The sequence below is a fragment of the Streptomyces canus genome, from assembly GCF_041435015.1.
GTDB lineage: Bacteria > Actinomycetota > Actinomycetes > Streptomycetales > Streptomycetaceae > Streptomyces > Streptomyces canus_G.
In genome coordinates this window covers 3,573,290-3,596,732 of record NZ_CP107989.1, presented here as the reverse complement: position 1 = coordinate 3,596,732, position 23,443 = coordinate 3,573,290, and the positions used below count along the sequence as shown (strand labels likewise).

General features: G+C 70.5%; 25 protein-coding genes. 9 read left to right on the top strand and 16 right to left on the bottom strand.

Annotated elements, in window-relative coordinates; all coding sequences use genetic code 11:
• Positions 1-64 precede the first annotated feature (64 nt).
• Entirely contained in the window at positions 65-853 is a 789-nt protein-coding gene (locus OG841_RS15930; RefSeq protein ID WP_328640876.1) for a hypothetical protein, read from the bottom strand.
• Between the two features lie 372 nt (positions 854-1,225).
• On the opposite strand from OG841_RS15930, the gene OG841_RS15925 reads away from it, so the two are divergent.
• The 5 genes from OG841_RS15925 to OG841_RS15905 are packed head-to-tail and all read left to right on the top strand — an operon-like array spanning position 1,226 to position 6,731.
• The gene (locus tag OG841_RS15925) at positions 1,226-3,916 is read left to right on the top strand and encodes a sensor histidine kinase (protein WP_365119411.1); all 2,691 of its coding nucleotides are present in this window, start codon (positions 1,226-1,228) and stop codon (positions 3,914-3,916) included.
• Entirely contained in the window at positions 3,913-4,416 is a 504-nt protein-coding gene (locus OG841_RS15920; protein ID WP_328640878.1) for a roadblock/LC7 domain-containing protein, read from the top strand. The genes OG841_RS15925 and OG841_RS15920 overlap by 4 nt, the downstream gene beginning before the upstream one ends.
• The gene (locus OG841_RS15915) at positions 4,413-4,826 is read left to right on the top strand and encodes a DUF742 domain-containing protein (RefSeq protein WP_280862589.1); all 414 of its coding nucleotides are present in this window, start codon (positions 4,413-4,415) and stop codon (positions 4,824-4,826) included. The genes OG841_RS15920 and OG841_RS15915 overlap by 4 nt, the downstream gene beginning before the upstream one ends.
• Entirely contained in the window at positions 4,807-5,463 is a 657-nt protein-coding gene (locus OG841_RS15910) for a GTP-binding protein (RefSeq protein ID WP_328640879.1), read from the top strand. Before OG841_RS15915 ends, OG841_RS15910 begins: the two co-directional genes overlap by 20 nt.
• Positions 5,464-5,477: 14 nt before the next feature.
• Positions 5,478-6,731 carry a styrene monooxygenase/indole monooxygenase family protein gene (locus OG841_RS15905; protein ID WP_328640880.1) on the top strand — a complete coding sequence of 418 codons (1,254 nt, stop codon included), beginning with the start codon at positions 5,478-5,480 and terminating at the stop codon, positions 6,729-6,731.
• Here OG841_RS15905 and OG841_RS15900 read toward each other — a convergent pair.
• The 4 genes from OG841_RS15900 to OG841_RS15885 form a co-directional block, all read right to left on the bottom strand.
• Complete coding sequence (locus OG841_RS15900) at positions 6,704-7,810, bottom strand: C40 family peptidase (RefSeq protein ID WP_371565809.1); 1,107 nt, start codon at positions 7,808-7,810, stop codon at positions 6,704-6,706. The genes OG841_RS15905 and OG841_RS15900 overlap by 28 nt on opposite strands.
• Positions 7,811-7,911: 101 nt before the next feature.
• Complete coding sequence (locus OG841_RS15895) at positions 7,912-8,241, bottom strand: hypothetical protein (protein WP_371565807.1); 330 nt, start codon at positions 8,239-8,241, stop codon at positions 7,912-7,914.
• A complete protein-coding gene (locus OG841_RS15890; protein WP_365119414.1) occupies positions 8,234-8,881 on the bottom strand; it encodes a TetR/AcrR family transcriptional regulator in 648 nt (215 codons plus the stop codon). The genes OG841_RS15895 and OG841_RS15890 overlap by 8 nt, the downstream gene beginning before the upstream one ends.
• 154 nt (positions 8,882-9,035) lie before the next feature.
• A complete protein-coding gene (locus tag OG841_RS15885) occupies positions 9,036-9,974 on the bottom strand; it encodes an AurF N-oxygenase family protein (protein WP_371565805.1) in 939 nt (312 codons plus the stop codon).
• A 90-nt stretch (positions 9,975-10,064) separates the two neighbouring features.
• On the opposite strand from OG841_RS15885, the gene OG841_RS15880 reads away from it, so the two are divergent.
• Entirely contained in the window at positions 10,065-11,174 is a 1,110-nt protein-coding gene (locus OG841_RS15880) for a ferritin-like domain-containing protein (RefSeq protein ID WP_371565803.1), read from the top strand.
• Between the two features lie 30 nt (positions 11,175-11,204).
• Positions 11,205-12,047, top strand: a complete 843-nt coding sequence (locus tag OG841_RS15875) for a hypothetical protein (protein ID WP_371565801.1) — start codon at positions 11,205-11,207, stop codon at positions 12,045-12,047.
• Here the strand turns inward: OG841_RS15875 and OG841_RS15870 are convergent.
• The 7 genes from OG841_RS15870 to OG841_RS15840 form a co-directional block, all read right to left on the bottom strand.
• Positions 12,044-12,553, bottom strand: a complete 510-nt coding sequence (locus OG841_RS15870) for a DUF3291 domain-containing protein (RefSeq protein WP_371565799.1) — start codon at positions 12,551-12,553, stop codon at positions 12,044-12,046. The genes OG841_RS15875 and OG841_RS15870 overlap by 4 nt on opposite strands.
• A gap of 45 nt (positions 12,554-12,598) precedes the next feature.
• Positions 12,599-14,062, bottom strand: coding sequence for a penicillin-binding transpeptidase domain-containing protein (locus tag OG841_RS15865; protein WP_328643656.1), 1,464 nt, complete (start codon positions 14,060-14,062; stop codon positions 12,599-12,601).
• Positions 14,063-14,079: 17 nt separating this feature from the next.
• The gene (locus OG841_RS15860; protein ID WP_328640888.1) at positions 14,080-15,441 is read right to left on the bottom strand and encodes an FtsW/RodA/SpoVE family cell cycle protein; all 1,362 of its coding nucleotides are present in this window, start codon (positions 15,439-15,441) and stop codon (positions 14,080-14,082) included.
• Positions 15,442-15,492: 51 nt separating this feature from the next.
• Entirely contained in the window at positions 15,493-15,948 is a 456-nt protein-coding gene (locus OG841_RS15855) for an SH3 domain-containing protein (RefSeq protein ID WP_371565797.1), read from the bottom strand.
• A 107-nt stretch (positions 15,949-16,055) separates the two neighbouring features.
• Entirely contained in the window at positions 16,056-17,291 is a 1,236-nt protein-coding gene (locus tag OG841_RS15850) for a HAMP domain-containing sensor histidine kinase (protein WP_328640890.1), read from the bottom strand.
• Positions 17,288-18,019: a hypothetical protein gene (locus OG841_RS15845; RefSeq protein ID WP_328640891.1), complete on the bottom strand. Its 732-nt coding sequence runs from the start codon at positions 18,017-18,019 to the stop codon at positions 17,288-17,290. The genes OG841_RS15850 and OG841_RS15845 overlap by 4 nt, the downstream gene beginning before the upstream one ends.
• A gap of 94 nt (positions 18,020-18,113) precedes the next feature.
• Positions 18,114-18,620, bottom strand: a complete 507-nt coding sequence (locus OG841_RS15840) for a protein-tyrosine phosphatase family protein (RefSeq protein WP_328640892.1) — start codon at positions 18,618-18,620, stop codon at positions 18,114-18,116.
• 120 nt (positions 18,621-18,740) lie between these two features.
• On the opposite strand from OG841_RS15840, the gene OG841_RS15835 reads away from it, so the two are divergent.
• Positions 18,741-19,544, top strand: coding sequence for a nuclease-related domain-containing protein (locus tag OG841_RS15835; RefSeq protein ID WP_328640893.1), 804 nt, complete (start codon positions 18,741-18,743; stop codon positions 19,542-19,544).
• A 232-nt stretch (positions 19,545-19,776) separates the two neighbouring features.
• Here OG841_RS15835 and ligD read toward each other — a convergent pair whose 3' ends face one another.
• Positions 19,777-20,658 (bottom strand): non-homologous end-joining DNA ligase, encoded by an 882-nt coding sequence (gene ligD, locus OG841_RS15830; protein ID WP_328640894.1) that lies wholly within the window; start codon positions 20,656-20,658, stop codon positions 19,777-19,779.
• 61 nt (positions 20,659-20,719) lie between these two features.
• On the opposite strand from ligD, the gene ku reads away from it, so the two are divergent.
• Positions 20,720-21,724: a non-homologous end joining protein Ku gene (ku, locus tag OG841_RS15825; RefSeq protein ID WP_442759698.1), complete on the top strand. Its 1,005-nt coding sequence runs from the start codon at positions 20,720-20,722 to the stop codon at positions 21,722-21,724.
• Between the two features lie 51 nt (positions 21,725-21,775).
• Here ku and OG841_RS15820 read toward each other — a convergent pair whose 3' ends face one another.
• From OG841_RS15820 to OG841_RS15810, 3 genes are all read right to left on the bottom strand, one after another.
• Positions 21,776-22,276: a peptidylprolyl isomerase gene (locus OG841_RS15820; protein WP_266559579.1), complete on the bottom strand. Its 501-nt coding sequence runs from the start codon at positions 22,274-22,276 to the stop codon at positions 21,776-21,778.
• 95 nt (positions 22,277-22,371) lie between these two features.
• Complete coding sequence (locus OG841_RS15815) at positions 22,372-22,764, bottom strand: hypothetical protein (RefSeq protein ID WP_328640895.1); 393 nt, start codon at positions 22,762-22,764, stop codon at positions 22,372-22,374.
• 8 nt (positions 22,765-22,772) lie between these two features.
• On the bottom strand, positions 22,773-23,285 hold the full coding sequence (locus OG841_RS15810) for a SigE family RNA polymerase sigma factor (RefSeq protein WP_371565792.1): 513 nt from the start codon (positions 23,283-23,285) through the stop codon (positions 22,773-22,775).
• Positions 23,286-23,443: the final 158 nt, after the last annotated feature.

The following is a 23,443-nucleotide window of genomic DNA, read 5'->3' as shown; positions in this document are numbered from 1 at the left end:
CGGCGGACCTCCTCGGCGGACGACGCGGCCGGGATTCCCGCGCCGCTCGGTGGGGCACCGCCCCTCAAAGCTCCGCGTACACCACCGTCGCGTCGTCGTGGGTCTTGCTGCGGCGCAGATACGTCCGGGTCTCCGCGTCCGCCCGCTCCAGCTCCCGGACACGGTCCACCAGTGCCTGCGCACCCTCCTTGCGGACGAGGCCGAGGCAGTCCCCCCAGCCGCCCTCGTGGAACTTCTCCACCCACCGGGTCGCCCCGTCGGTCAGGGCCACCAGGGTCCGTACCGCCGATCGTGGCAGCACCCCCGTCACCGCGCGCCCCGCCACCGACGGATCGGCCGCCGCCGTGAAGAAGCCGCCCTCCTTGTTGCGGAGGTTGGCGTCGATCAAGGCGTCCGTGGCCAGGGAGGTGCGGGGGAGACGGGAGAGGCGGTCGTCCAGTACGGCCGTGACCGTGCCGTCGGCTGCCTCCACGAGCAGCGCCGAGTCCGACAGGACCAGGTACTCGACCGTCTCCGGGGACCACCGCGCCATCACCACCGTCGCCTGCGGCGTCCGCGGGTGAGAAAGGTCACAACCTTCACCATGTGTCTCAGCTGTGCGCGCGATGGCCCGGGACAGCACCTCGGTCGGTGGAACATCCCTGAGCGAAACGGCCAGTTCGGTCAGCGCCCCGCCGAGGCGGGCCGTGAACCAGGGGACGGAATGCAGACAGCCGGTCGGGCCGTCGGGCGGGGTGACCCCGTCGAGGGCGATCAGCACACCGCCCCGCCCGGAAGCGGGGAGAGCGACGCTCGCGAAGTCCTCGTTGGGACGGCTGACATCACCGGGTTCCGAGACAAGTTCCGTACGCATTCAGCCAGTCTGCACGAGCCCTTCACATGCTTCGCCAAAGAGTGCCAACAGTCGCGGAATTGACGCACTCGCGCAGGTCAGACGCCAGGTTTGGGGTGGAATGGTTCACTCCGGGCAGGCGTAGCGGCGAATACTGCCATCGGTCTTCGTCGGCGTCCAACCGGCCTGCCGTGCAAGGTCCGTGCGCGTGCCGCAGGAACTTGCCCGCCAACTCCCCTCCGGGGTTCACTCCTTCGGGTGGCGGCTCAGGCGATGCGCGGCCACCGCCCACCGGCGCTGGGAGGGTCGGGAACCGTACCCCGGTGTGCACAGCAGTTGACGGAGCGTCACCCCGGGCCCATGGGTATCACGAGTTCAGGAATGCGAGCAGCGGTGCAGAAGACGCGGCCTCGTCGCACAGGCAAGCAGACGGCCTCCGGCAACGGCGCGGAGCGCACACCCGCCACGCCCGGCGCCCCCGAGACCCCCGTCGGCAAGGGCCGCCCCACCCACGTCCGCACCCGGCTGATCCTCGCCGTCGCCGTCGTGGCCGCCGCCGTCGCCGGAGCCGGCGCCCCCTCCCTCGTCACCGCCTCCGGGGAACTCCACGACTCCCAGGACCTGGTGACGTTCGCCGAGCAGACCCAGGACGCCCTCGACCTCGCCCACTCGCTGGCCGACGAACGCGACGAGGTCACCTCCTACATCGCGGCCGGACGACCCAGGGCGAAGGCGCCGGGCGAGCAGTCGAGCGCCCGCGTGGACCGCCAGGTCGAGGAACTGCGCGCCGACACCGACCTGTCCACGAGCCTGCGCGGCGACCTCGACGACATCGCCGCCGTACGACGCTCCGCGCTCACCGGCAAGAGCACCGCCCTCGAAGCGCACAGCGCCTACTCCGCCGCCATCACCGAACTGCACCGGCTCGCCGAGGAACTGGCCGAGAGGATGCCGTCCCGCGCGGGCTCCGGCGCCTACGCCCTCGCCGAGCTGGACTCCGCCGTACAGCAGGCCGCCGCCACCCGTGGACTGCTGCTCGCGGCGCTCAGCGTGCCGACGACGACCCAGAGCGTCTACGACCCGATCACCGGCCTGACGAGCAGCAAGAAGGTCTCCTCGAAGGCCGACGCCGCACAGCGCGACGCGCTCAGTGCCGCCGCCCAGCAGGCCCGGCTGCGCTCCGACGCGGCCCTCGCCGACTTCCAGGACTCCGCGCCCGACACCGCCAAGGCGAGCTACGACTCCACGGTCACCGGTCCCGAGGTCAACTCCGCCGACAAATACCTCGCCGCCCTGACCGACCAGCCCACCCTCTCCGGTGGCGAACTCGGCACCAGCACCACCAAGCTCGGCGCGGCCCTCTCCGCCCGCGTCGACCTCATGCGCGGCGCCGAGTCCGCGCTCTTCGACCGCCGGGTCAAGGAGCTCGCCCACCTGCGCGACGACGACGTCACCGCGCTGGAGCTGCGCGTCGCGATCCTCGGCGCCCTGATGCTGCTGTCCGTCGGTATCGCCACCGCGATGGCCCGCACCCTCACCCGCCCCCTCTCCGTGCTGCGCCGCGGTTCCGCCCGGCTCGCCGGGGCCGAGGACCCCACCGCCGAGGAAGCGGTCTCCTTCACCGGCCGCAACGACGAGTTCGCCCAGGTCGTCCGCTCCGTCAACGCCCTGCACGCGCACACCGTCGCGCTCGCCGAGCGGATCAACACCCTGGAGTCCGACCGCAAGCACCTGGTCGGACAGCGCCAGAAGATGGCGGACGCGCGCGAGCAGCTCAAGAGCGAACTCGCCGACTCCGCAGCCCAGTTGGAGCGGCTGCGCACCACCATCGGCGCCACCTTCGTCAACCTCGCGCTGCGCACCCTCGGCCTCGTGGAGCGGCAGCTCGCCGTCATCGAGAGCCTGGAGGAGCGCGAGCAGGACCCGGACCGCCTGGCGACCCTCTTCAAGCTCGACCACTTCGCCACGGTCATGCGCCGCCACAGCGAGAACCTCCTCGTCCTGGCCGGTACGGAACACGTGCAGCAGAGCGCCGGGCCCGTCCCGCTCGTCGACGTCGTCCGCGCCGCGGTCAGCGAGATCGAGCGCTACGAGCGCGTCCGCATCGCCGCCCTCCCGCCGCACGCCCACGTGGCGGGCTTCGCCGCGGACGACCTGTCCCATCTCCTGGCCGAACTGATGGAGAACGCCAGCTCGTTCTCCCCGCCCGACCTGCCCGTCGAGGTCTCCGGCTGGCTCCTGGAGAGCGGCGAGGTCATGCTCTCCGTGCAGGACGAGGGCATCGGCATGACCGCCGAGCGGATGACCACCCTCAACTCGCGCCTCGCCGAGTTCGATCCCGAGGCCGCGTACGAGTCGTACGACGAGGGCGACGAGGGACTCGGCCTGGGCCTGTACGTCGTGGCCCGACTCGCCCACCGGCACGGCGTCCGGGTGCAGCTGCGCGAGCAGAAGCAGGGCGGGGTGGCCGCGGTGGTGGTCCTCCCCAAGACCCTGCTCACCGCCGCGCCCACCTCCGCCGTACCGGCCTCCGGCACCGGCCCGGTCACCGGCGCGCCCCCCTCTTTCTCCCTCCCCGGCGCCGACGCGGAGGTCAACTCCAACGTCCTGAGCGGCCGCTCACAGGGCGACCCCCTGGTGGACCTGGCCGAGAAGGCCGTACGCCACGCGGAGGCGGAGTCCCCGGCCGAGACGACGATGGAACTCCTGGCCCCCGTACCGGCACAGGGGGAGCCGGACCCCCTACCGGAGGAGCCGTCGGCACCCGAACCCACGGCCGCCGAGACCGAAGCCGCGACGGAACACACCCGCGCCGACGAGGAACCCCTCACCGACAAGGGCCTCCCCAAGCGCACCCCCAAGATCACCGCACCCAGCATCCCGGCGCCCCGCCAACGGAACAGCTCCGTGGACGCCGACGCCCTCCGCCGCAGGCTGGGCGGCTTCCGCCGGGGGGCAGAGGCCGGCTACCGCGACGTGGAAGCGGAGATCCAGGAACAGACCGGCGAGAGCAGACTGCCGGCACCGCACAGCACCGCATCCGAAGAAGCCACGGGGGGCACAGCCGAGGAGGCAAGCAGTTGACCGCGCCCAGTACCTTCGGACTGAGTCGTGAAGCACGCAATCTCCACTTCCTGCTGACCAACCTCGTCGAGGAGGTCCCCGGCGTCCAGTCCGTCGCCGTGGTCTCCTCCGACGGACTGCTCCTGCTCTCCTCCGACGCCGAGCGGAACGCGGAGGCCCGCGAGGCCCGCGAGGAGAAACCCTCCGGCCCGCGCGGCTCGTCCGCCGACCTCGCGACCGTCGTCTCCGGCATCGGCAGCCTCACCCTCGGCGCCGCGAAGCTCATGGACTTCGGCGCGACCAAGCACACCATGATCGCGATGGACGACGGCAGCCTGTTCGTGATGTCGATCAGCGACGGTTCGCTGCTCGGTGTGCACGGCTCCGCCGACTGCGACATGAGCGTGGTGGCCTACCACATGGCGCTGTTCGTCGGCCGCGCGGGACACGTCCTGACCCCCGAACTCCGCAGCGAGCTGCGCCAGTCGCTGGAGAACGACGCGACAGGGGGCGCCCGATGACGAACAGGCCCGAGCTCCCGGTCCGCGGCGGTGACCGCAAGGCCGCCCGGGTACGGCCGTACTCGCTCACCGGCGGCCGTACCCGCTTCGGCCACGTCCTCCTCGTGGAGACGTTCGTGGCCAGCACAGCGGCCCTCGAAGCAGCCGAGGAGCGCAAGGAGCTCACCAACGGCTCGCTGAGGTCGGTCATGCCGGAGCTGCGGGCCATCGTCGAACTGTGCCGCCGGATGCGCACGGTGGCCGAGATCGCCGCGCTGCTGAAGATGCCGCTCGGCGTGGTCCGCGTGCTCCTCAGCGACCTCGCGGACCAGGGAAAGATCCGTGTGTACGGCACCGGGACCGGTCACGGTACGGGCCGTCCCGACCGCGCTCTGCTGGAAAGGGTGCTCAGTGGACTCCGTCGTCTCTGACGCCGCCGCCTCCTCCGGGTACGGCGTCACCCCGTTCGTCGATGTCGAGACCGACGACAACCTCAGGTCCTGGCAGACGGACCGCACCCGGGCCCCCATCGCCACGAAGATAGTCGTGGCCGGCGGCTTCGGCGTCGGCAAGACCACCCTCGTCGGCACCGTCTCGGAGATCGAGCCCCTCCAGACGGAGGCGCTGATGACCGAGGCCAGCGAGCAGGTCGACGACCTCACCGGCACCCCGGAGAAGGTCACCACCACCGTGGCCATGGACTACGGCCGCATCACGCTCGACGACGACCTGGTCCTGTACCTCTTCGGCACGCCGGGCCAGGAGCGCTTCTGGTTCATGTGGGACGACCTGGTGCGGGGCGCGATAGGCGCCGTCGTCCTGGCGGACACCCGTCGCCTCAAGGACTCCTTCCCCGCCCTCGACTACTTCGAGAGCTGCGGACTGCCGTACGTCGTCGCGGTCAACCACTTCGACGGCAGTGATCGCTTCGAACCGGAGGATGTCCGAGAGGCGTTGACGGTCCCCGCCCACATACCTGTCATGATCATGGACGCGCGGCGGAAGATCTCCGTGATCGAGACGCTCCTGTCCCTGGTCGGCCACGCACTGGACGTCACCCCCGAGTAGGAGAACAGCCCCGCATGCGGAAGATACTCGTCGTCGGAGCCGGCCAGTCCGGACTCCAGCTCGCCCTCGGCCTCCAGTCGCACGGCTACGAGGTCACCCTGATGTCCAACCGGACGGCGGACGAGATCCGCTCCGGCCGGGTCATGTCGACGCAGTGCATGTTCCACACGGCACTCCAGCACGAGCGCGATCTCCAGCTGAACTTCTGGGAGTCCCAGGCCCCGAAGATCGAAGGGCTCGGCGTCTCGGTGGCGGCTCCCGGTTCGTTCGACCCGGGGCCCTCGCAGCGCGCGATCGACTGGCTGGGCAGGCTCGACGGGTACGCGCAGTCGGTCGACCAGCGGGTCAAGATGGCCGGCTGGATGGAGACCTTCGCGCAGCGCGGCGGCCAGCTCGTCATCCACGGCGCGGCGGTCGGCGACCTCGACTACTTCTCCCGTACGTACGACCTCGTGCTGGTCTCGGCCGGCAAGGGCGAGCTGGTCTCCATGTTCACGAGGGACCCGGAGCGCTCCCCGTACACCGAGCCGCAGCGCGCGCTCGCCGTCTCCTACGTCCACGGTCTGGGCCCCCGCCCCGAGCACCCGGAGACCGAGGCCGTCCGCTGCAACCTCGTCCCCGGCGTCGGGGAACTCTTCGTCATGCCGACGCTCACGACCTCCGGGCGCGCCGACATCCTCTTCTGGGAGGGCATACCCGGCGGCCCGCTCGACGTCTTCAACGGCGTGAAGGACCCGGCGGAACATCTCTCCCTGACCCTGGAACTCATGGAGAGGTTCCTGCCCTGGGAGTACGCGCGCGCCACGAACGTCGAACTCACGGACGCCGGTGCCACGCTGGCCGGCCGCTACGCGCCCACCGTGCGCAATCCGATAGGCCGCCTGCCCGGTGGGGGACTGGTTCTGGGCGTGGCCGACGTCGTCGTCGCCAACGACCCGATCACCGGGCAGGGCTCCAACTCCGCGTCCAAGTGCGCGGCCTCCTACCTCGCGTCGATTCTCGACCAGGGGGAGAAGGAGTTCGACGAGGAGTGGATGCGGGCTACGTTCGAGCGGTACTGGGTCACCGCCCAGCACGTCACCAAGTGGACGAACGCGATGCTCGCGCCTCCGCCGGAGCACATCCTGAATCTGATCGGGGCGGCCGGCCAGTTGCAGCCCGTGGCGGACCGGTTCGCCAACGGCTTCGACGACCCGGCCGACTTCGAGAACTTCTTCTACGAGCCGGAGAAGACGGGGGCCTACCTGGCTTCGGTGGCGGGCGGCTGATCGGCGCCCTTGCGGGTGCGGGCCGTCTGCGGATGGGCGCGTCTGTCCGGACGTACGGCTCCGAGGAGCGGGTGGGCCGCGATCGGGGAGATCTTGATCCGCTCGCCGGTTCTCGGGGCCTCGATGACCTTTCCCCTCCCGATGTACATCGCCACGTGGGTCGCCTTGGGGAAGTAGATCACCAGGTCACCGGGGCGTAGGTTCTTCAACGGGATCCTCGGGAGCCGCGCCCACTGCTCCTGGCTGGTCCTCGGGATCGGGGTGCCGGCGTGCGCCCAGGCCTCCGACGTCAGGCCCGAGCAGTCGTACGTCCTCGGGCCCTCCGCGCCCCACTCGTACGGCTTCCCCAGCTGCCGTCGGGCGTACCGCAGGGCCGTCTCGCCCTTCCGGGTGGGCTTGCGGTCCTCCTCGCCGAGGGCGCCGGAGGTCGTCAGCTTCTCCTGCGCCTTCTCGACCCCCTTCTCCTCGAACTCGGCCAGCCTGGCGAGCTGTTCGGCGGTGAGGGAGGCGAGGAGTGCCTCCACGTCGGCGAGCTTCTTCTGCACGCCGTCCCGCTCCTGCTTCTGCCGGGCGGCGAGCGTGAGCTGGTCGTCGAGCGCCCTGCGCGCCCTGCGGGCGAGTTCGTCGGCACGGTGCTCGGAGCCGGTCAGGCGGCCCACCGTCACGGCCCGTTCACGCGCCATCCGGCCGATGACATGGCCCTGCTCGAGAGCGTGCTGGGGATCGCGGGCGAGCAGGAGGCGGACGTACCGCGAGATGTCGGTGCTGTTCTGGTACTGCTGCCGGGCCAGTCGTCCCGCGGCGCCCCGGCCGTCGTGCAGGGAGAGGCGGGCCCTGGAGAGCTGCGTGTCGAGGCGGGTGACCTCAGCGCGCTTCTCCTTCAGCTTCTCCTCTGTGGCGTTGTAGGTCTCGGTGGCCTCCTCGGCCTCCCGGTACAGCCGCTGAAGATCCGTCACCAGATCGGCGACGGAACGCTCGCGCGGCTCCGGCTCCGGGACAGCCGCCGCCGGCAGCGGCGCGAGGGCGGTGCCGACCGCCACCGCCGCCGTACACACCAGACGCAGAAGCCTTCCTGACACGTCATCACCTCCCGTGCGGAGCAGCCCCTCTGTTCCGCACGGTGAGCATCAGGCGGCGTCGGCGTCCTCGCGCGCCGGGTGGGCGGTTCGGCGCAACGGCGTCACCCTTCGGTGTCAGCCGGTCCGTCGTTCGGCCTGTCCTCCGGCCTGTCGGGCTTGGACCAAGGCCACTTCAACCTGCCCACCCCTTTTTCACCCTCGTCCGCATACTCGTACTTCCACCCCTTCTGGAAGCCCATCCTGGAGTGACCCCTGGGCACCAGGCGGTAGACCAGCACGGTGGGCGGGCCGCCGGCCGTGTCGGGGACGGGGATGCGGTACGTCTTCGGCGGCCGGCCCGTGGGGCCCAGCAGCACGGGCAGCACCCGGCCGTCCATGGGGCCGCCCTCGAAGGGGGTGTCTTCGCTCTTCACCGCACCAGTGTCAGCCATCCGCCGCGAGGGCCGTGACCAGCGCGGCGGTCTGGGGATCGCGGTTCGCGGTCACGGAGAGCACGGCGACGAACTGCTCGACCAGCCAGTCGCGCAGCTCCTCGACAGGAGGCTGCTTGCCCTCGTCGAGCCAGATCAGCGAGGCCGCCTCCACCGCGGTGATCCACATCCGTACGGTCATGCGCAGCAGCAGGCCGGGTTCGGTGACGCCGAGGTGGCTGAGGATGTGCTCGGCGGCGGCCCGTCGTACGCCGTCGACGATGGCGGTGGTCCGGGACGTCTCGACCACGCTGCCGCCCTGGAGGAGCGCGCTGAAACCGGCGTCGTGCTCGTCGACGAAGGCGAGGTAGCGGTCGAGGGCGTGGGAGAGGCGGATGAGCGGGGGCCCCTCCCGGGGCTCGTCGAAGCACTGCTCCAGCTCATCGGCGGCGGAGCGGAGGGCGGCCTCGTAGAGCTGCTGCTTGCCGCCCGGGAAGTACCGGTAGACGAGGGGACGGGAGACTCCGGCCGCTTCCGCCACGTCGTCGAGTGAGACGTCCTCGGGGACGCGGTGCGCGAAGAGAGTGAGGGCGGCTTCGAGAAGCTGACTCCGACGCTCCTCGACACTCAGCCGACGGTAAGCGGGAGCGGATGGGGTCATGCCTCGAAGGGTAGTCGGCCGTCCGCGGGTACGTCGTGGCTGGTCGCGCAGTTCCCCGCGCCCCTGGGTGGGTGCAGTCGGACGTGCCTGGCAGTACCCACCTCCAGGGGCGCGGGGAACTGCGCGACCAGCCCCCACCGGCCCTCAGCCTGTATCAGGCCAGTAGTCCCGATGACCTCCACAGTCGTCGCCCCACACCCCGCAGCACCCCGATGTCGTCCAGAAAATCCGTCAGCCTCTTCGCGCCGGTCTGCATGACCTCTCGCCGATGACCGCTGGCCTTCACCTGCGCCAACGCCTCCCGCTGGTCGAGACCCACATTCGTGTATACCTCCGGATTCACGAACGCCACGGAGAACACCCGCGCGAACTCCCCGGACGTCACCCGGGTGAACTCCTGCGACCACCGCGGGGCGGAGACCATCTGGCGCCGCAGCTCCTCCCGGGCGTACCGCACATGCCGCGCCTCCTCCACCACATGGATCCGCGTCACGCCCCTGATCAGCGGTTGCACCCGCTCGTCCGGGAACGTCAGCCGCTGCATCCAGTCGAGGATCTCCTCACCCAGCAGCGTCGCCGTGAAGGATCCCGGCGTCGTGGAGATCGTCTTGAACAGCCGGCCCAACTGCTGATGGCTCCGGCTCACCGGATACCAGGGCGTCCCGCCCCGCGAGATCAGCCGCGCGAACATCTTGGAGTGCCGGCACTCGTCCTCGATCTCGGTGAGCGCGTACCGCACGTGCGCACTCGTCGCCGCCTTGTCGTAGATGTGACGGCACAGCAGCTGCATGAGGATGATCTCGAACCAGATCCCCAGCGAGGCCAGCGCCGCGGCCTCGTGCTGCGAGAGCAGGATCCGCTGTTCCTCGCTCATCCGCCGCCACATCGGGGTGTCGTACAGCGAGACCAGCTCCGGCGGCCAGAACCACTTGCCCTCCTCGAAGGGCGCGTCCCAGTCCAGTTCCTCGTCGGGGTCGAAGGAGTGCTTTTTTGAGGAGTCGAGCAGCCGCTCGGCGACCTGCTCCCGGTCCTTGAGCAGACCGAGCGCGTCACGCAGCCCTTCGAGCGCGTCGACTTCTGTCAGACTCGTCATGGCTCTTATGAGACTGCTTGTCAGCAAGCTCGTCAATCCCTTGCGCACGACTTGTTGACCCGTCGTCTACAAAGGGGCAGCCTGCGGAACATGCCGACTTTCGACCTGTACACCACGGACCCAGGGGACCCCCACTGGCAGGTGCCGGCGACGGGCGCGGCCCGCTTCGCCTGGGAGTACGACGACGGACGCGAGCGCCTGCTGGCCCTCTATCAGAAGGGCAAGGACAAGCAGTGGGACGGGCAGAAGCGCATCGACTGGAGCCTCGAGGTCGATCCGTACGACCCGCTCGGCACCCCCGACGAGTCCATCTCCGTCTACGGCACCAAGTACTGGGCGAAGTTCACCGACCGGGACAAGGGAGAGCTCCGCAAGCACCTCGCCTCCTGGCAGTTCAGCCAGTTCCTGCACGGCGAGCAGGGCGCGATGGTGTGCGCCGCGCGGATCGTGGAGTCCGTCCCCGACCTCGACGCCAAGCTCTACTCGGCGACCCAGGTGATGGACGAGGCGCGGCACGCGGAGATCTACGGCCGTTTCCTGCACGAGAAGATCGGGATGCTGTACCCGATCAACGACAACCTCCAGTCCCTGCTGGGCGACACTCTCGGGGACTCGCGCTGGGACATGCCCTACCTCGGCATGCAGGTCCTCATCGAGGGCCTCGCCCTGGCCGCCTTCGGCATGATCCGCGACACCACGGACAAGCCCCTCCCGAAGCAGATCCTCGCGTACGTCATGCAGGACGAGGCCCGTCACGTGGCCTTCGGCCGGATGGCGCTGCGCGACTACTACCAGCAGCTCTCCGACGCCGAGCTCCGCGAACGCGAGGAGTTCGTCATCGAGGGCTGCTACCTGATGCGTGACCGCCTGCGCGGTGTCGAGGTCCTGGAGAACTTCGGCATCCCGAAGGCGGAGGCCGAGGAATACGCCGAACGGTCCGAATTCCTCGCCCTCTTCCGTCAGTTGCTCTTCTCCCGGATCGTCCCCTGCGTCAAGGACATCGGCCTGTGGGGCAAACGCCTCCAGCAGGCCTACGTCGACATGGGGGTGTTCGAGATGGGCAACTCCAACCTCGACCTCCTCATGGCCCAGGACGAGGAGATCGCGGAGAAGCTCGACGCCGAGCGGTTCGCGGCCGAGGAGCGGGAGCGCGTCGCCGAGGTGACGGAGGCCATTCGGGCGGGCGCCACCGAGGAGTGACGGATCACCTCCGTGCCGTAATGTGCTGACGTGTCCACGCCTACGCCGCCCCAGACTCCCTACGGGGCGCAGAATCCCTACGCGCCCCAGAACGCTTACGGTCAGCAGCCCCCACAGGGTCCCTACGCCCCTGGTCCGTACGGACAGCCGCAGCCGCAGCCGTCGTACGGAACCCCCTACCCCCAGCAGCCCGCGGGTTACGGCTGGGGCGTGCCCCCGGTGGCCCCGCCGCCTCCACCCAAGCGGCGGCTCGGGCTCGTGTTCGGCATTCTTGGTGGATTCCTCGCCGTGAGCGCAGTGGGTTACGCGATGAACGGCTCGAAGCTGGCCGGCCGCGGCTTCCCGGAGGCCAAGTACCGGCTCTCCCTCCCCAGGACACTGGTGGACAACCGCTACGAACTCATGCGGGACATCTCCGACTCCGAAGGCAAGGAGCTCGAGGACGAGGCTGCCGGCAGCTGGGATGCCAAGCTCGGGGGTGTCGCGGCAGGGCACTACAGCCCCGGCGGTGACGAGGCGAAGGGCACGCTTGTGGTGACGGGTGTCTACGGCCGGTTCAAAGACCCCGACTGGACCCGGAACGACATGATGAAGGGCGGTGGGGAGGGAGCAAGCACGGAAGTGGTCGTGGCTCCGAAGGACTTCCACCCGGCCGGCTCCGGCGGGATCACGATCACCTGTGAGGTCAGCACTCGGACCGAAAGCGGAGTGAAGGTGACGCTCCCGATCTGTGGCTGGGTGGATGCCAACACGTTGGGATCGGTGGTCGAGGCGACGACCACCGCGACCACTGACGACCCGTCGGACGTGGACCTCGACAAGCTGGCCGCGACCACCCTCCAGATCCGCTCGGAGATGCGGAAACCGATCTAGACCGAGCAGCCCAGATCGTCCGGGATCTCCAGAGCAGTGACCGGCTCCGCCCCCTGGGCCGGGAACGGCGTCCGCAGGGTGAACGCGTACGGCGTGGGCCCGTTCGTGCGCAGGTGCAGCAGGCGGGACTCCGCCTCGGCGACCGTGGGGCGATGGCCGGCCGGGATCCACCACAGGGCCACCATCGCCTCCTGGACCCGCTCGAAGAACTCCCTGCGGCGGGCGAGCATCTCGCGGTGCCTGCCCTGGTACATGTACGCCGTCAGCGCGTCGGTGTCCCGCCACACCGACATGTTGATGATGAGCCACTCGTCCCCGAAGACGGCGATGTCCGTCGCGTCGCCGGACTCGTCCTCCAGTCGCCAGACGAAACCGTCGGCGTTGTCGGCGTCGGCGTTCACGGGATCGAGGTTGTCGACGAAGGCCTTCAACTGCGGGGAGTCCAGCGGGGCTTTGAGACGGCCGATGTTCACCTGGGCGAGTTGGTACGCGGTGGCTCCAGTCATGGACCGAACGTTAGGTCGGTGGCCCGGAGGGGCTCAACCCCCGTCTCAATACCTGGAGTCGAGCACCGCTTCCATCACCGCCCGCGCGATCGGCGCGGCCACCCCGCCCCCGGTGATGTCCCCCCGGACGGCCGACGCGTCCTCCACCACCACGGCCACCGCGACCTTCGGCTCCATGTCCCGCTCGCCCTGCGCCCACGACACGAACCAGGCGTACGGCGTCCCGGAGTTGCCGATGCCGTGCTGGGCGGTGCCGGTCTTGCCGCCGACGACGGCGCCCGGGATGGCGGCGTTGGTGCCGGTGCCCTCCGTGACCACCTGGGCCATGAGCTCCTTCAGCCGTGCGGCCGTCGCCGGGTACATCGCCTGCCGCACCGGGCGCGAGCCCGCCGTCGCCACCGTGTCCCCGTCGTCCGTCGTGGTCCGCTCCACCAGATAGGGCGTGCGGATCTGCCCGCCGTTGGCGACCGCCGCCGAGACCATCGCCATCTGGAGCGGGGTCGCGCGGGTGTTGTACTGGCCGATCGACGACAGGGCCAGCTGGGCCTTGTCGACGGTCGGGTCGAAGGTGCTGCGGGCCACCGAGAAGGGGATCCGCAGCGCGTTGTCGTTGAAGCCGAAGGCGCGTGCGGTGGCCGTCATATGACGCACCCCCACCTTCACCCCGAGCTTCGCGAACACCGTGTTGCACGACCACCGGAAGGCCTCCCGCAGGGACAGGTCCTCGCAGCCCTCGGACTCGTTGGTGAGGGAGGTGGTGGTGCCGGGCAGGGTGTACGGCTCCGGCGAGTCGGTCGGCGCGTCCACGTCCTTGATGACACCCGCGTCCAGCGCGGCCGCCGCGGTGACCACCTTGAACGTGGAACCCGGCGGATAGGTCTGCCGTACCGCCCGGTTGAGCATCGGCTTGTCCACGTCCCCGTTGAGCCGGGCCCAGGCCCGGCCCACCCGCGGGTCGTTCCCGGACAGGGCCGCGGGGTCGTACGAAGGGGAGGACGCCAGCGCGAGCACGCGGCCCGTCGCCGGCTCCACCGCCGCCACCGCGCCCTTGCGCCCGCCGAGCCCGCGGAAGGCCGCCTTCTGCGCGGCCCTGTTGAGCGTGGTGACGACGTTCCCGCCCGGGTTGCGACTCCGCGTGAAGTCGTTCCACAGCGGGAACGGCGTCAGCAGCGGGTCCGAGCCGGAGAGGACCGAGTCCTCGGTGTGCTCCAGGAAGGACGTGCCGTACTCCTGCGAGGCGAAGCCGGTCACCGGCGCGTACAACGGCCCGTCCGTGTACGTCCGTTCGTAGCGCAGCTGCTCCTCGGTGTCCCGGGATCCGGTGACCGGCCGCCCGCCGACCAGGATGTCGCCGCGCTCCCGGCCGTAACGGGCGATGGTCTCGCGGCGGTTGGCCGGGTTCTCGCCGTGGGTGCGGGCCTGGACGACCTGGACGCGGGCGGCGTTGACGAGGAGTGCCACGAGCAGCAGGGTGCAGAAGCAGGCGGCGTGCCGGATGTAACGGGCCATACCCGGGCCTCGCGTCGTCACGGGGTCTCCTTTCCGTCGTACTGGTCGCGGGCCGAGTCGCTCACCCGGATCAGCAGGGCGACGATCGCCCAGTTGGTGACGACCGACGAGCCGCCCTGCGCGAGGAACGGCATCGCCATGCCGGTGAGCGGGATCAGTCCGCCGACCCCGCCCGCGATCACGAACACCTGGAGCGCCACGATCGAGGCGAGTCCGATCGCCAGCAGCCGCCCGAACGGGTCGCGCAGGGCGAGGCCCGCCCGGTAGCCGCGCTCCACCAGCAGGGCGTACAGCAGGAAGATCGCGGCGAGGCCCGCCAGGCCCAGCTCCTCCCCGGCGGTCGCCAGGATGAAGTCCGACTTCGCCGCGAAGCCGATCAGGATGGAGTGCCCGAGCCCGAGCCCGGTGCCGAGGACCCCGCCCGCCGCGAAGGCGAACAGGGACTGCGCGAGCTGGTTCGGCCCCTGGCCCGCCTCGATCGATGCGAAGGGGTGCAGCCAGTCCTCCACCCTGATGTGCACATGCGGCTCCAGCCAGCCCACGGCGAAGGCGCCGACGGCGGCCAGCAGCAGTCCCAGCGCGATCCAGCCGGTGAGTCCGGTGGCGACGTACAGCAGGACGACGAACAGTCCGAAGAACAGCAGCGAGGTGCCGAGGTCCCGTTCCAGGACCAGGACCCCGACGCTGATCAGCCAGATGGTGAGCAGCGGGCCCAGCACCCGCCCGGTGGGCAGCTGAAGCCCCCACAGCCGCCGCCCCGCGAACGCCAGGGCGTTCCGGTTGGTCGCGAGATACGCGGCGAAGAACACCGCCAGCAGCACCTTGGCGAACTCACCCGGCTGGATGGAGAACCCGGCGATCCGGATCCAGATGCGGGCGCCGTTCACGGAGGGGAAGAGGATCGGGAGGGTCAGCAGGGCCAGTGCGGCGGCGACACAGACGTAGGCGTACCGCTGGAGCACGCGGTGGTCGCGCAGCATCAGCACGACCACGATGAACAGGGTGATCCCGACCGTGGACCACACGAGCTGGGTGGGGGCCGCGCGGTCGCCGGGTGTCTCCAGGTCGAGCCGGTAGATCAGGACGAGGCCCAGGCCGTTGAGCAGTACGCCGATCGGCAGCAGGAGCGGATCGGCGTACGGCGCCCTCAGGCGCACCGCCCCGTGGGCGATGAGCGCGAGCACGCCGAGCCCGGCGCCGTAACCGGCGGCGTCGGGCGGGACGGAGCCGTTCTTGGCGAGGCCGACAGCGCAGTAGCCGTACACCGACAGCAGGACGGCGAGGACGATGAGGGCCAGTTCGATGCCACGGCGCCGGGGCAGGCGTACCGAGGGAGCGGAGGTCTCCGCGGGGGCCACGGTGGTTCCGGCCTTGGTCATGTCCGGAATTTACCCAAAGAGGACGTGATGTCTCCTAGTGTGCGGGGGGTGTCAGCACCAGCGTGGCGCCGGTCCGATGGTCCGGATGTAACGGGCCGAGCCCCAGGCCCAGGTGCCGTCCGTGAGGAGGTACCACTGGCGGTTGCCCTGGACGCTCTGGCCGTTGGTCTTGCAGAAGATCGAGACGACCTCACCCCGGTCGGCCCACCGGATGATCTGGCCGCCCCGGTTCGGCGCACTGCGCAGCGCCAGCGAACTGGCCGTCACGACGCCTCTGGACAGGCGGGGGTTGTGGTCCTGGTTCTGGTCCTGACCGTGGTCCTGGTTCTGGTCCTGACCGTGGTCCTGGTTCTGGTCCTGACCGTGGTTCTGGTTCTGGTTCTGGGTCTGCCCCCAGTCGTCGCGCGGGTCGTCCGGGTCGTCACCGGCGACGGCGGGCGTGGCGAGGGCGGTGACGGCGAGGGCGCCGGCGGCCACGGCTATGGAGAGACGGGAGCGCAGGGACATGGGGGACCTCCGTGATGGGGGTGCAAACCTGACTATTCGCCAGGTTAGGAGCCCCGTACACGGATCGCCTTTCACACTGCGCCATAGGAGAACCGGCCCAGGGCCGTCTACCGCAAGAACAGCGTCGCGACCGCCCCGCCGTTCACCGCGTTGGAAAACGACAGGCGCGCCCCGAGCACCTCCGCCTGCCCCACCGCGATGGTCAGCCCCAGGCCGTGCCCCTTCGACCCGCCCTCGGTACGGAACCGCTGCGGACCGTGCTCGATGAGATACGGCGGGAACCCGTCCCCGTGGTCCCGAACGCTCACCACCGGCCCGTCCACCGTCAGGGACACCGGTCCCCGGCCGTGCCGGTGCGCGTTGGCCACCAGATTGCCCAGCACCCGCTCCAGCCGCCGCCGATCCGTCTCCACGGCGAGGTCCCGCACGACGACGACCTCGGTATCGGTACCGGACGCACGGACCACCCGCTCGGCCAACGCCCCCAAGGGCTCGGTATCCAGCTCCACCGTTTCCCGCCCGGTGTCCAGCCGGGAGATCTCCAGCAGATCCTCCGTCAGGGTCCGCAACGCCCCCACCCGATCCCGCACCAGCTCCGTGGGCCGCCCCGGCGGCAGCAACTCGGCGGCCGCGTGCAGCCCGGTCAGAGGCGTCCGCAGCTCATGGGCGACATCCGCCGTGAAGCGCTGCTCACTCAGCAGCTTCCCCTGGAGGGACACCGCCATGGAGTCCAGCGCTGCGGCCACCGCGGCCACCTCGTCCTGCGGCCGTGACGGATCCTTCGTACGGGGATCGTCGACCCGTGCGTCGAGGTCGCCCGCGCTGATCCGCCGGGCCACCCGAGCGGTCGTGTGCAGCCGCGTCGTCACCCTGGTGACCGCGAACGCGCCCACCAGCAGCGTCGCCGTGATCGCCAGCGCCGACGACCACAGGATCGCCCGGTCGAGCGCCGCGATCGTCCGCGCGTTCTGCGCGTAGTCGACCTCCACGGCCAGCGACCGGCCCCCGTCGACCGGACCCGCCGCCCACATCACGGGGCGCCCGCGGTGCACGCCGACCATCGTGCCGCGGTCCCCGGCGACCGCCAGCGCCCGCAGCGAGTCCGGCAGGTCCGGCTGATCCACACCGGCGTCCCACTTCAGCGTGTCCCCGGCCTCGTACGCCTCGGTCGCGTCCTTCAGCCGGCTCAGCGCCAGCTCACGGGCCTCGCCGACGGTCTGGTTCGTCACCGAGACATGCACGAGGACGCCGAGCAGCGCGGCGAGGGCGCAGCACATCACGGTGATGAAGACGCCGGCCTTCACGGCCAGCGTGCCGGACCAACGGGGCAGCGCGAGTCTCATCGCGCGCTCGCGGACGGGCCGGGCGCCGGGCTCTGCGCATCCCCGAGGGCACGGCTGCCGGTGCGCAGCATCTCGTCGTGGGTGAGGAGCATCGACTTCTGCTGCGGGTCCCAGGTCCACTGGAGCCGGTACTCGTATCCGGCCACCTCGGACGGCGACCGGATGATCACGGACCGCCCGGCCAGCTCGACCCCGCTGACCGCGTCCTCCCAGTGCATGACCCGCACCAGCCGGTGCTTCTCGACGGTGTAGACGCGTACGGCGGTGACATTGCCGGGCAGCTGCCGAAAGCCCAGCGTCAGGTCCTCGCGCCCGTCACCGGTCAGGTCGCGGTAGTACGGCCGGAGGACCGGACACCGCTTCCCGGCCGCCCCCTGCTTCCCGCAGTCCGCCATCCGGCGGGCCGTCTCGACGTAGCCCCCGTTGGCGTAGCTGCCGGCGTCCTCCTTGATCTCTGCGCGTACGAGCGCGACCGGGTCCACCTGGCGGATGTCGTCGCCGGGCACGGAGACGCCCGCCACGACCCGCGAGTCCACCTCGCCGATCTTGAACGCCGGGCTGGAGGCGGGCGTCAGCTGCGGCCACAGCCGGTCGGGGCTGATCGCGGTCGGCGTCGAGCCCGCGCCCACCAGGTCGCCCGCGTCACCGCAGCCCGACGCGGCCGCGAGCAGCAGGGCGACGGCGGCGAGGGCGCGGGTCGTACGGGGTGCGCGGCGGGCGGGTGGCACTGTGCTCCTGGGGTCGGACCGGTGGGCGTACGTCGGCCCCGTACAGATTATTCGTGTGGAAGTCCTTTTTGCGTTCCGGAGCCTCCGGGCCGTGCTACTCGGTCAGCTCCTCCAGCAGCCGGGCCGTCGGGAGGCCGGCCCGGAGGTACTCGACGAACAGTTCGTTGTGGAGTGCCCACGGCGAGCGCCGGCTCCGGATCAGGCGGATCGCCTCGTCGGCCGTATGCCCCCTGCGGACCAGGGCGTGTGCCACGACCAGGCCCGAGCGGTTGTAACCGTGGTAACAGCGGACGAGGACCTTGCGGCCCTCGTCCAGTGCCTCGCTCGCGGCCTGCGCCAGACGCATCACGCCCGCGAGCTGGGTCCCGTCCAGCGGGCCGTCCGGAATAGGCCACACGTGGTGCTCGACGCCGGGATCGGGACCGTGGCCCGGCAGCCGCAGCAGCGTCTGCACGACCTCGAACTCGTCCCGTACGACGGCGAACTCCCGTTGTCCGGACACGCCCTGGAACTCGTGCCCGCCCATCCACAGCCCGGGCACGATCTCGTCCCACGCTCTGTCCGGAGCCGGTACATCGGGTTGCTTCCTGCGGGTCCGCAACAGCGCCTCCCCAAGCCCCTGCGCCAAGCCCTGCAACTCACGGCAACTCACCCCAAAGGTATCCGGCTTCTTGCCTGCGCAGCACCCCGCCTGTTCCCATGGTCCATGGGGTGATGGTGCATGAGCGGACTGCGCGTCGTACCGACCTGGCGCCATGGTCAGGAGCGGCTGTACGTCTGCCTCACGGACGGCAGGAACATCGCCTGGTACGACCGTGAGGCGGCCCGGATCAATCTGCTGAGCGAGGACCGCAGAGAGGATGTGCTCGATGTCCTCGGGCCCTTCCTGACCGGCCCGGTGGCCGTGGGCCCGCCCCCGGTGCCGACGCCCGCCGAACTGGCCCGGCTCGCCCTCCACCCGGACGACGATCTCGCGCCCAACCGGCCCGGCGAGGCCCTCCACATCGCCCTGGACCGGGATCCCGGCTCCCCGCACCTGATCCGCCGCGACCCGCGTCGGCGCGCGCTGGAGGCGGAACAGACCGTGGGTGAGGCGCTGGACGGCCTCGGCGGCGCGGGCTGGCACACCCTGCACTCCGTCCCGCTGCCCGGCGGCGACCGCGTGCACCATCTGGTGATCGGTCCCGCGGGACTGTTCGCCGTGCACGCGCTGTACGCCCGCAGACAGCGGGTCACGGTCGCCGACCCGTTGGTCGCCTTCGGCCGCCGCGACCCACAGCCGCTGCTGCGCCGCGTCCGCGCCGACGCCGACCGCGCCTCCTACGCCCTGACGGCCGAGGTCCACCCGGTCCTCGCCCTCGTCGGCCCCACGGCCGTGACGGTGACCCGTCCGCTCCGTGGGCTCCGCGTCCTGGCGGACACGGACCTCGAAGGCCTCGCACGCCTCGGCGGGGTGCTCAAGCCGGCGGACGTGGAGGCCCTGCACGCGATGGCACGGGACCGCCACACCTGGACGAAGGTCTGACCCGGGGCCCCTGTCCTCACCCTCGCCGCGGGGCTGTATCGACCTGCGCCGTGTGGGCGTGGTCGGACACGTCCTGCTCGTGGGCGTCCGACGGTGTGGTCATGGCAGTGGTGTGGCCTGCTTGCTGTCGAGGACTGGGCGGCGGTCTGAGCCGGGGCGCGTGTCCTCGTCCCGGGGCGTGGGGCATGGGCGTGGTCGGTCACGCTCTGCTCGTGGGTGTCCGACGGTGTGGTCATGGCAGTGGTGTGGCCCGCTCGCTGTCGAGGAGCGGGGCCAGCAGGTCGCCGTAGTCCTGGAGGCGCGGGCCCATGTCCGGTGCCTCGAAGGACAGCCGGGCCGGTGTGCCGCACTCCTCGACCTCCGTCCAGGTCACCGGTGCCGACACCAGGGGCCGGGTCCGGGCCCGCAGGGTGTAGGGCGTGGCGGTGGTCTTGCGGGCGGCGTTCTGGCTCCAGTCGACGAAGACCTTGCCGGGGCGCAGGTTGCGGGTCATCCGGTGCAGGGCCAGCCGGGGCATCGCCCGCTCCGCCTCCACGGCGAGCTGCTTGGCGTACTCCGACACCTGGTCCGACGACGCCCCCCGGACCGCCGCCAGCAGATGCAGCCCCTTCGACCCGGCGGTCTTCGGGTACGCCTCGATACCGTCCGCCGCCAGCCGTTCCCTGAGCCAGAGGGCGACCTCGCAGCACTCGACGATCGTCGCGGGCGGCCCCGGATCGAGGTCGAGGACCAGGCGGTCGGCCTCGTCGGGGGTGCCGATCGGCCACTGGTGGGTGTGGAACTCGGTGACCAGGTTGGCGGCCCACATCAGGCTCGCGAGGTCCTGCACGAGCACCATCCGGGCCGGCCCCTCCGAGCGGGGCACCTCGGCGGTGGTGACCCAGTCGGGCGTACCCGGCGGAACGTTCTTGGTGAAGAACACCTGACCCTCGGGGCCGTCCGGATAGCGCAGGAAGGAGACCGGACGGTCACGCAGATGGGGGAGCAGCACCTCGGCCGACGTCGCGTAGTAGTGCAGCACCTCGCCCTTGGTGAAGCCGGTGGCCGGATACAGCACCTTCTCCAGATTGCTGAGCGCGAGCCGGCGGCCCTCCACCTCGGTGATCGGCGTCATACGATGAGAATCTCACGCATACCGTATGAAACGGTGTAATACCCCAGAAAGGGTGCTGCTGGTGAGATCCATATGGAACGGCGCCATCTCGTTCGGCCTGGTCAGCATTCCGATCAAGCTGGTGAACGCCACCGAGAGCCACTCGATCTCCTTCCGCCAGATCCACACCGAGGACGGCGGCCGCGTCCGCTACCGCAAGGTCTGCGAACTGGAGGACCGGGAGATCAGCCAGGCGGAGATCGGCAAGGGGTACGAGGACGCCGACGGCACCATCATCCCGATCACCGACGAGGACCTGGCCCATCTGCCGCTCCCGACGACGAAGACGATCGAGATCGTGGCCTTCGTGCCGGGCGACCGGATCGACCCGCTCCAGATGGATGCCGCGTACTACCTCCAGGCGGGAGGCGCCCCCGCCGCCAAGCCGTACACCCTGCTGAGAGAGGCGCTCAAGCGCAGCAACAAGGTGGCCATCGCCAAGTTCGCGCTGCGGGGGCGGGAACGGCTCGGGATGCTGCGGGTGGTGGAGGACGCCATCGCGCTGCACGGGCTGCTGTGGCCGGACGAGGTCCGCGCGCCCGAGGGACTCGCCCCCGACACCAAGGTCACCGTCAGCGACAAGGAACTCGACCTCGCCGACGCCCTGATGGACACCCTCGGCGAGATCGACCTCGACGAACTCCACGACGAGTACCGCGAGGCGCTGGAGGAGGTCGTCGCCGCGAAGGCCGCCGGCGAGGCACCTCCGGAGGCACCCGAGCGGGCGAAGGGCGGCAAGGTCCTCGACCTCATGGCCGCGCTGGAGAAGAGTGTCCGGGACGCGAAGGAGTCCCGGGGCGAGGAGTCGGGGGAGGTCACGCGGCTGCCGCAGCGCAAGTCGGCGCGGGCGGCGCCGAAGCAGACGGGTGGCAAGAAGTCCACGTCTGCCACGAAGAAGACGGCAGCCGCCAAGAAGACGACGGCGAAGTCGTCACAGGGAACGAAGAAGACCGCGTCGGCGAAGAAGGCGACGAGCGCGAAGAAGACGGCGGCCAAGAAGACGACCGCCCGCAAACGGACCGCGTGACCTGCGCACTGCCGTCGGCACCGCGCAGGTCGCGTCAGTCGGTCGGCGAGGTCAGTCGACGACCTTCGCGGACTCGATGATCACCGGCTGCGTGGGCACGTCGCCGTGACCGCGGCTGCTGCCGGTCCGCACGCCCTTGATCTGGTCGACGACGTCCTGGCCCTCGACGACCTTGCCGAACACGGTGTAACCCCAGCCGTTCGGGCTCTTGGCCGTGAAGTTGAGGAACTCGTTGTCCGAGACGTTGACGAAGAACTGCGCGGTCGCCGAGTGCGGGTCGCTGGTGCGCGCCATCGCCACGGTGTACGCGGTGTTCTTCAGACCGTTGTCGGCCTCGTTCGGGACCGGCGCGAGCGTGGGCTTCTGCACCATGTCCGGGGTGAAGCCACCGCCCTGGACCATGAAGCCGTTGATCACCCGGTGGAAGATCGTGCCGTCGTAGTGCCCGTTGCCGACGTACTTCAGGAAGTTCTCGACGGTCTTGGGAGCCTCGGCGTCGGCGAGCTCGAGGACGATACGGCCGAAATTAGTGGTCAGCTCGACCCTGGACATGGGAATCGTCCCTTTCTGGTGGGGCATGACCGAAGCATCTTGTCACACGGCTGCCCAGGTCCGACGGCGTCACGGCCTCACGGCGTCACGGCTCCTCACGGCAGAGGCGACGTCAGGGGGGTGTCGCCGGGCGCGTTCCCGCTCGCGCCGCCCGACGGCGTCGGAACGGCCGACGGTTCGGAGGGGACGGCCGACGGCGACGCCGGGCCCGTGGTGGTGGGCGGAGGACCGCTCACCGGGGCCAACGGCACCGAGGAACGGCCGGGTTCCGCGCCGGGCAGGGCGGCCACGGTCCCGGCCGTGAGGACGGCGGCCACCAGCACTCCCACGGCGCCCGAGACCGCCGTACGGCGGCGTCGGATCCGTCGGCCGCCGGCGACGGCCGCGTCGGTGACGCTGGGCAGGGCCGGCTCCCGCGAGCCGTCGAGGATGGCCTCGAAGGCGCCCCGCACGTGGCCGCCCTCCCCGTACTCGTCCGAGTCGTACATCTGCCGCCTCACCTCCCGCTCGTCTCGCCCGCGAGACCCTCGACGAGCCCGCGCAGCCGGACGAGCCCGCGGGCGCTCTGGCTCTTGACCGTGCCCGGGGTCACGCGCAGCGCCTCGGCGGTCTGCTCCACGCTCCAGTCCTCCCAGAACCGCAGTACCAGGACCGCCCGGTAGCGGGGCGGCAGTTCCATCAGCGCGGCCTGCATCACCAGCCGCAGCTCGGGCGTGACCGGCGGCTCCGCGGACACCGGTTCGGGCAGCTCCTCCGTCGGCTCCTCCCGCCAACTCCGCTTGCGGTACTGGTCGATGAAGACGCGGGTGAGGATCGTACGGGCGTAGGCATCGACGTTGCCGTCGCGGCGGACCCGGCCCCAGGAGGCGTACAGCTTCATCAGCGTCGTCTGGGTGAGGTCCTGGGCCTGGTGCCAGTCCCCGCACAGCAGATACGCGCTGCGCCTGAGCTGCCCCTGCCGGGCCTCGGCGAACTCCCGGAACTCCCGCTCCCGGACTGCTTCCCGCACCCGCCGCCCCTCCGCCGAACCGACCACACCTGTCCTTCAGAGGTACGGCGAGGGGCTCTGCGAGGTTGCACGCCCACGGAAGAAAAGTTGTCCGGCCGATGCGTGCAACCCGTCCCGGTCGGTGCCCCGTACTCCTCTCACGCAATCGACACGACGAC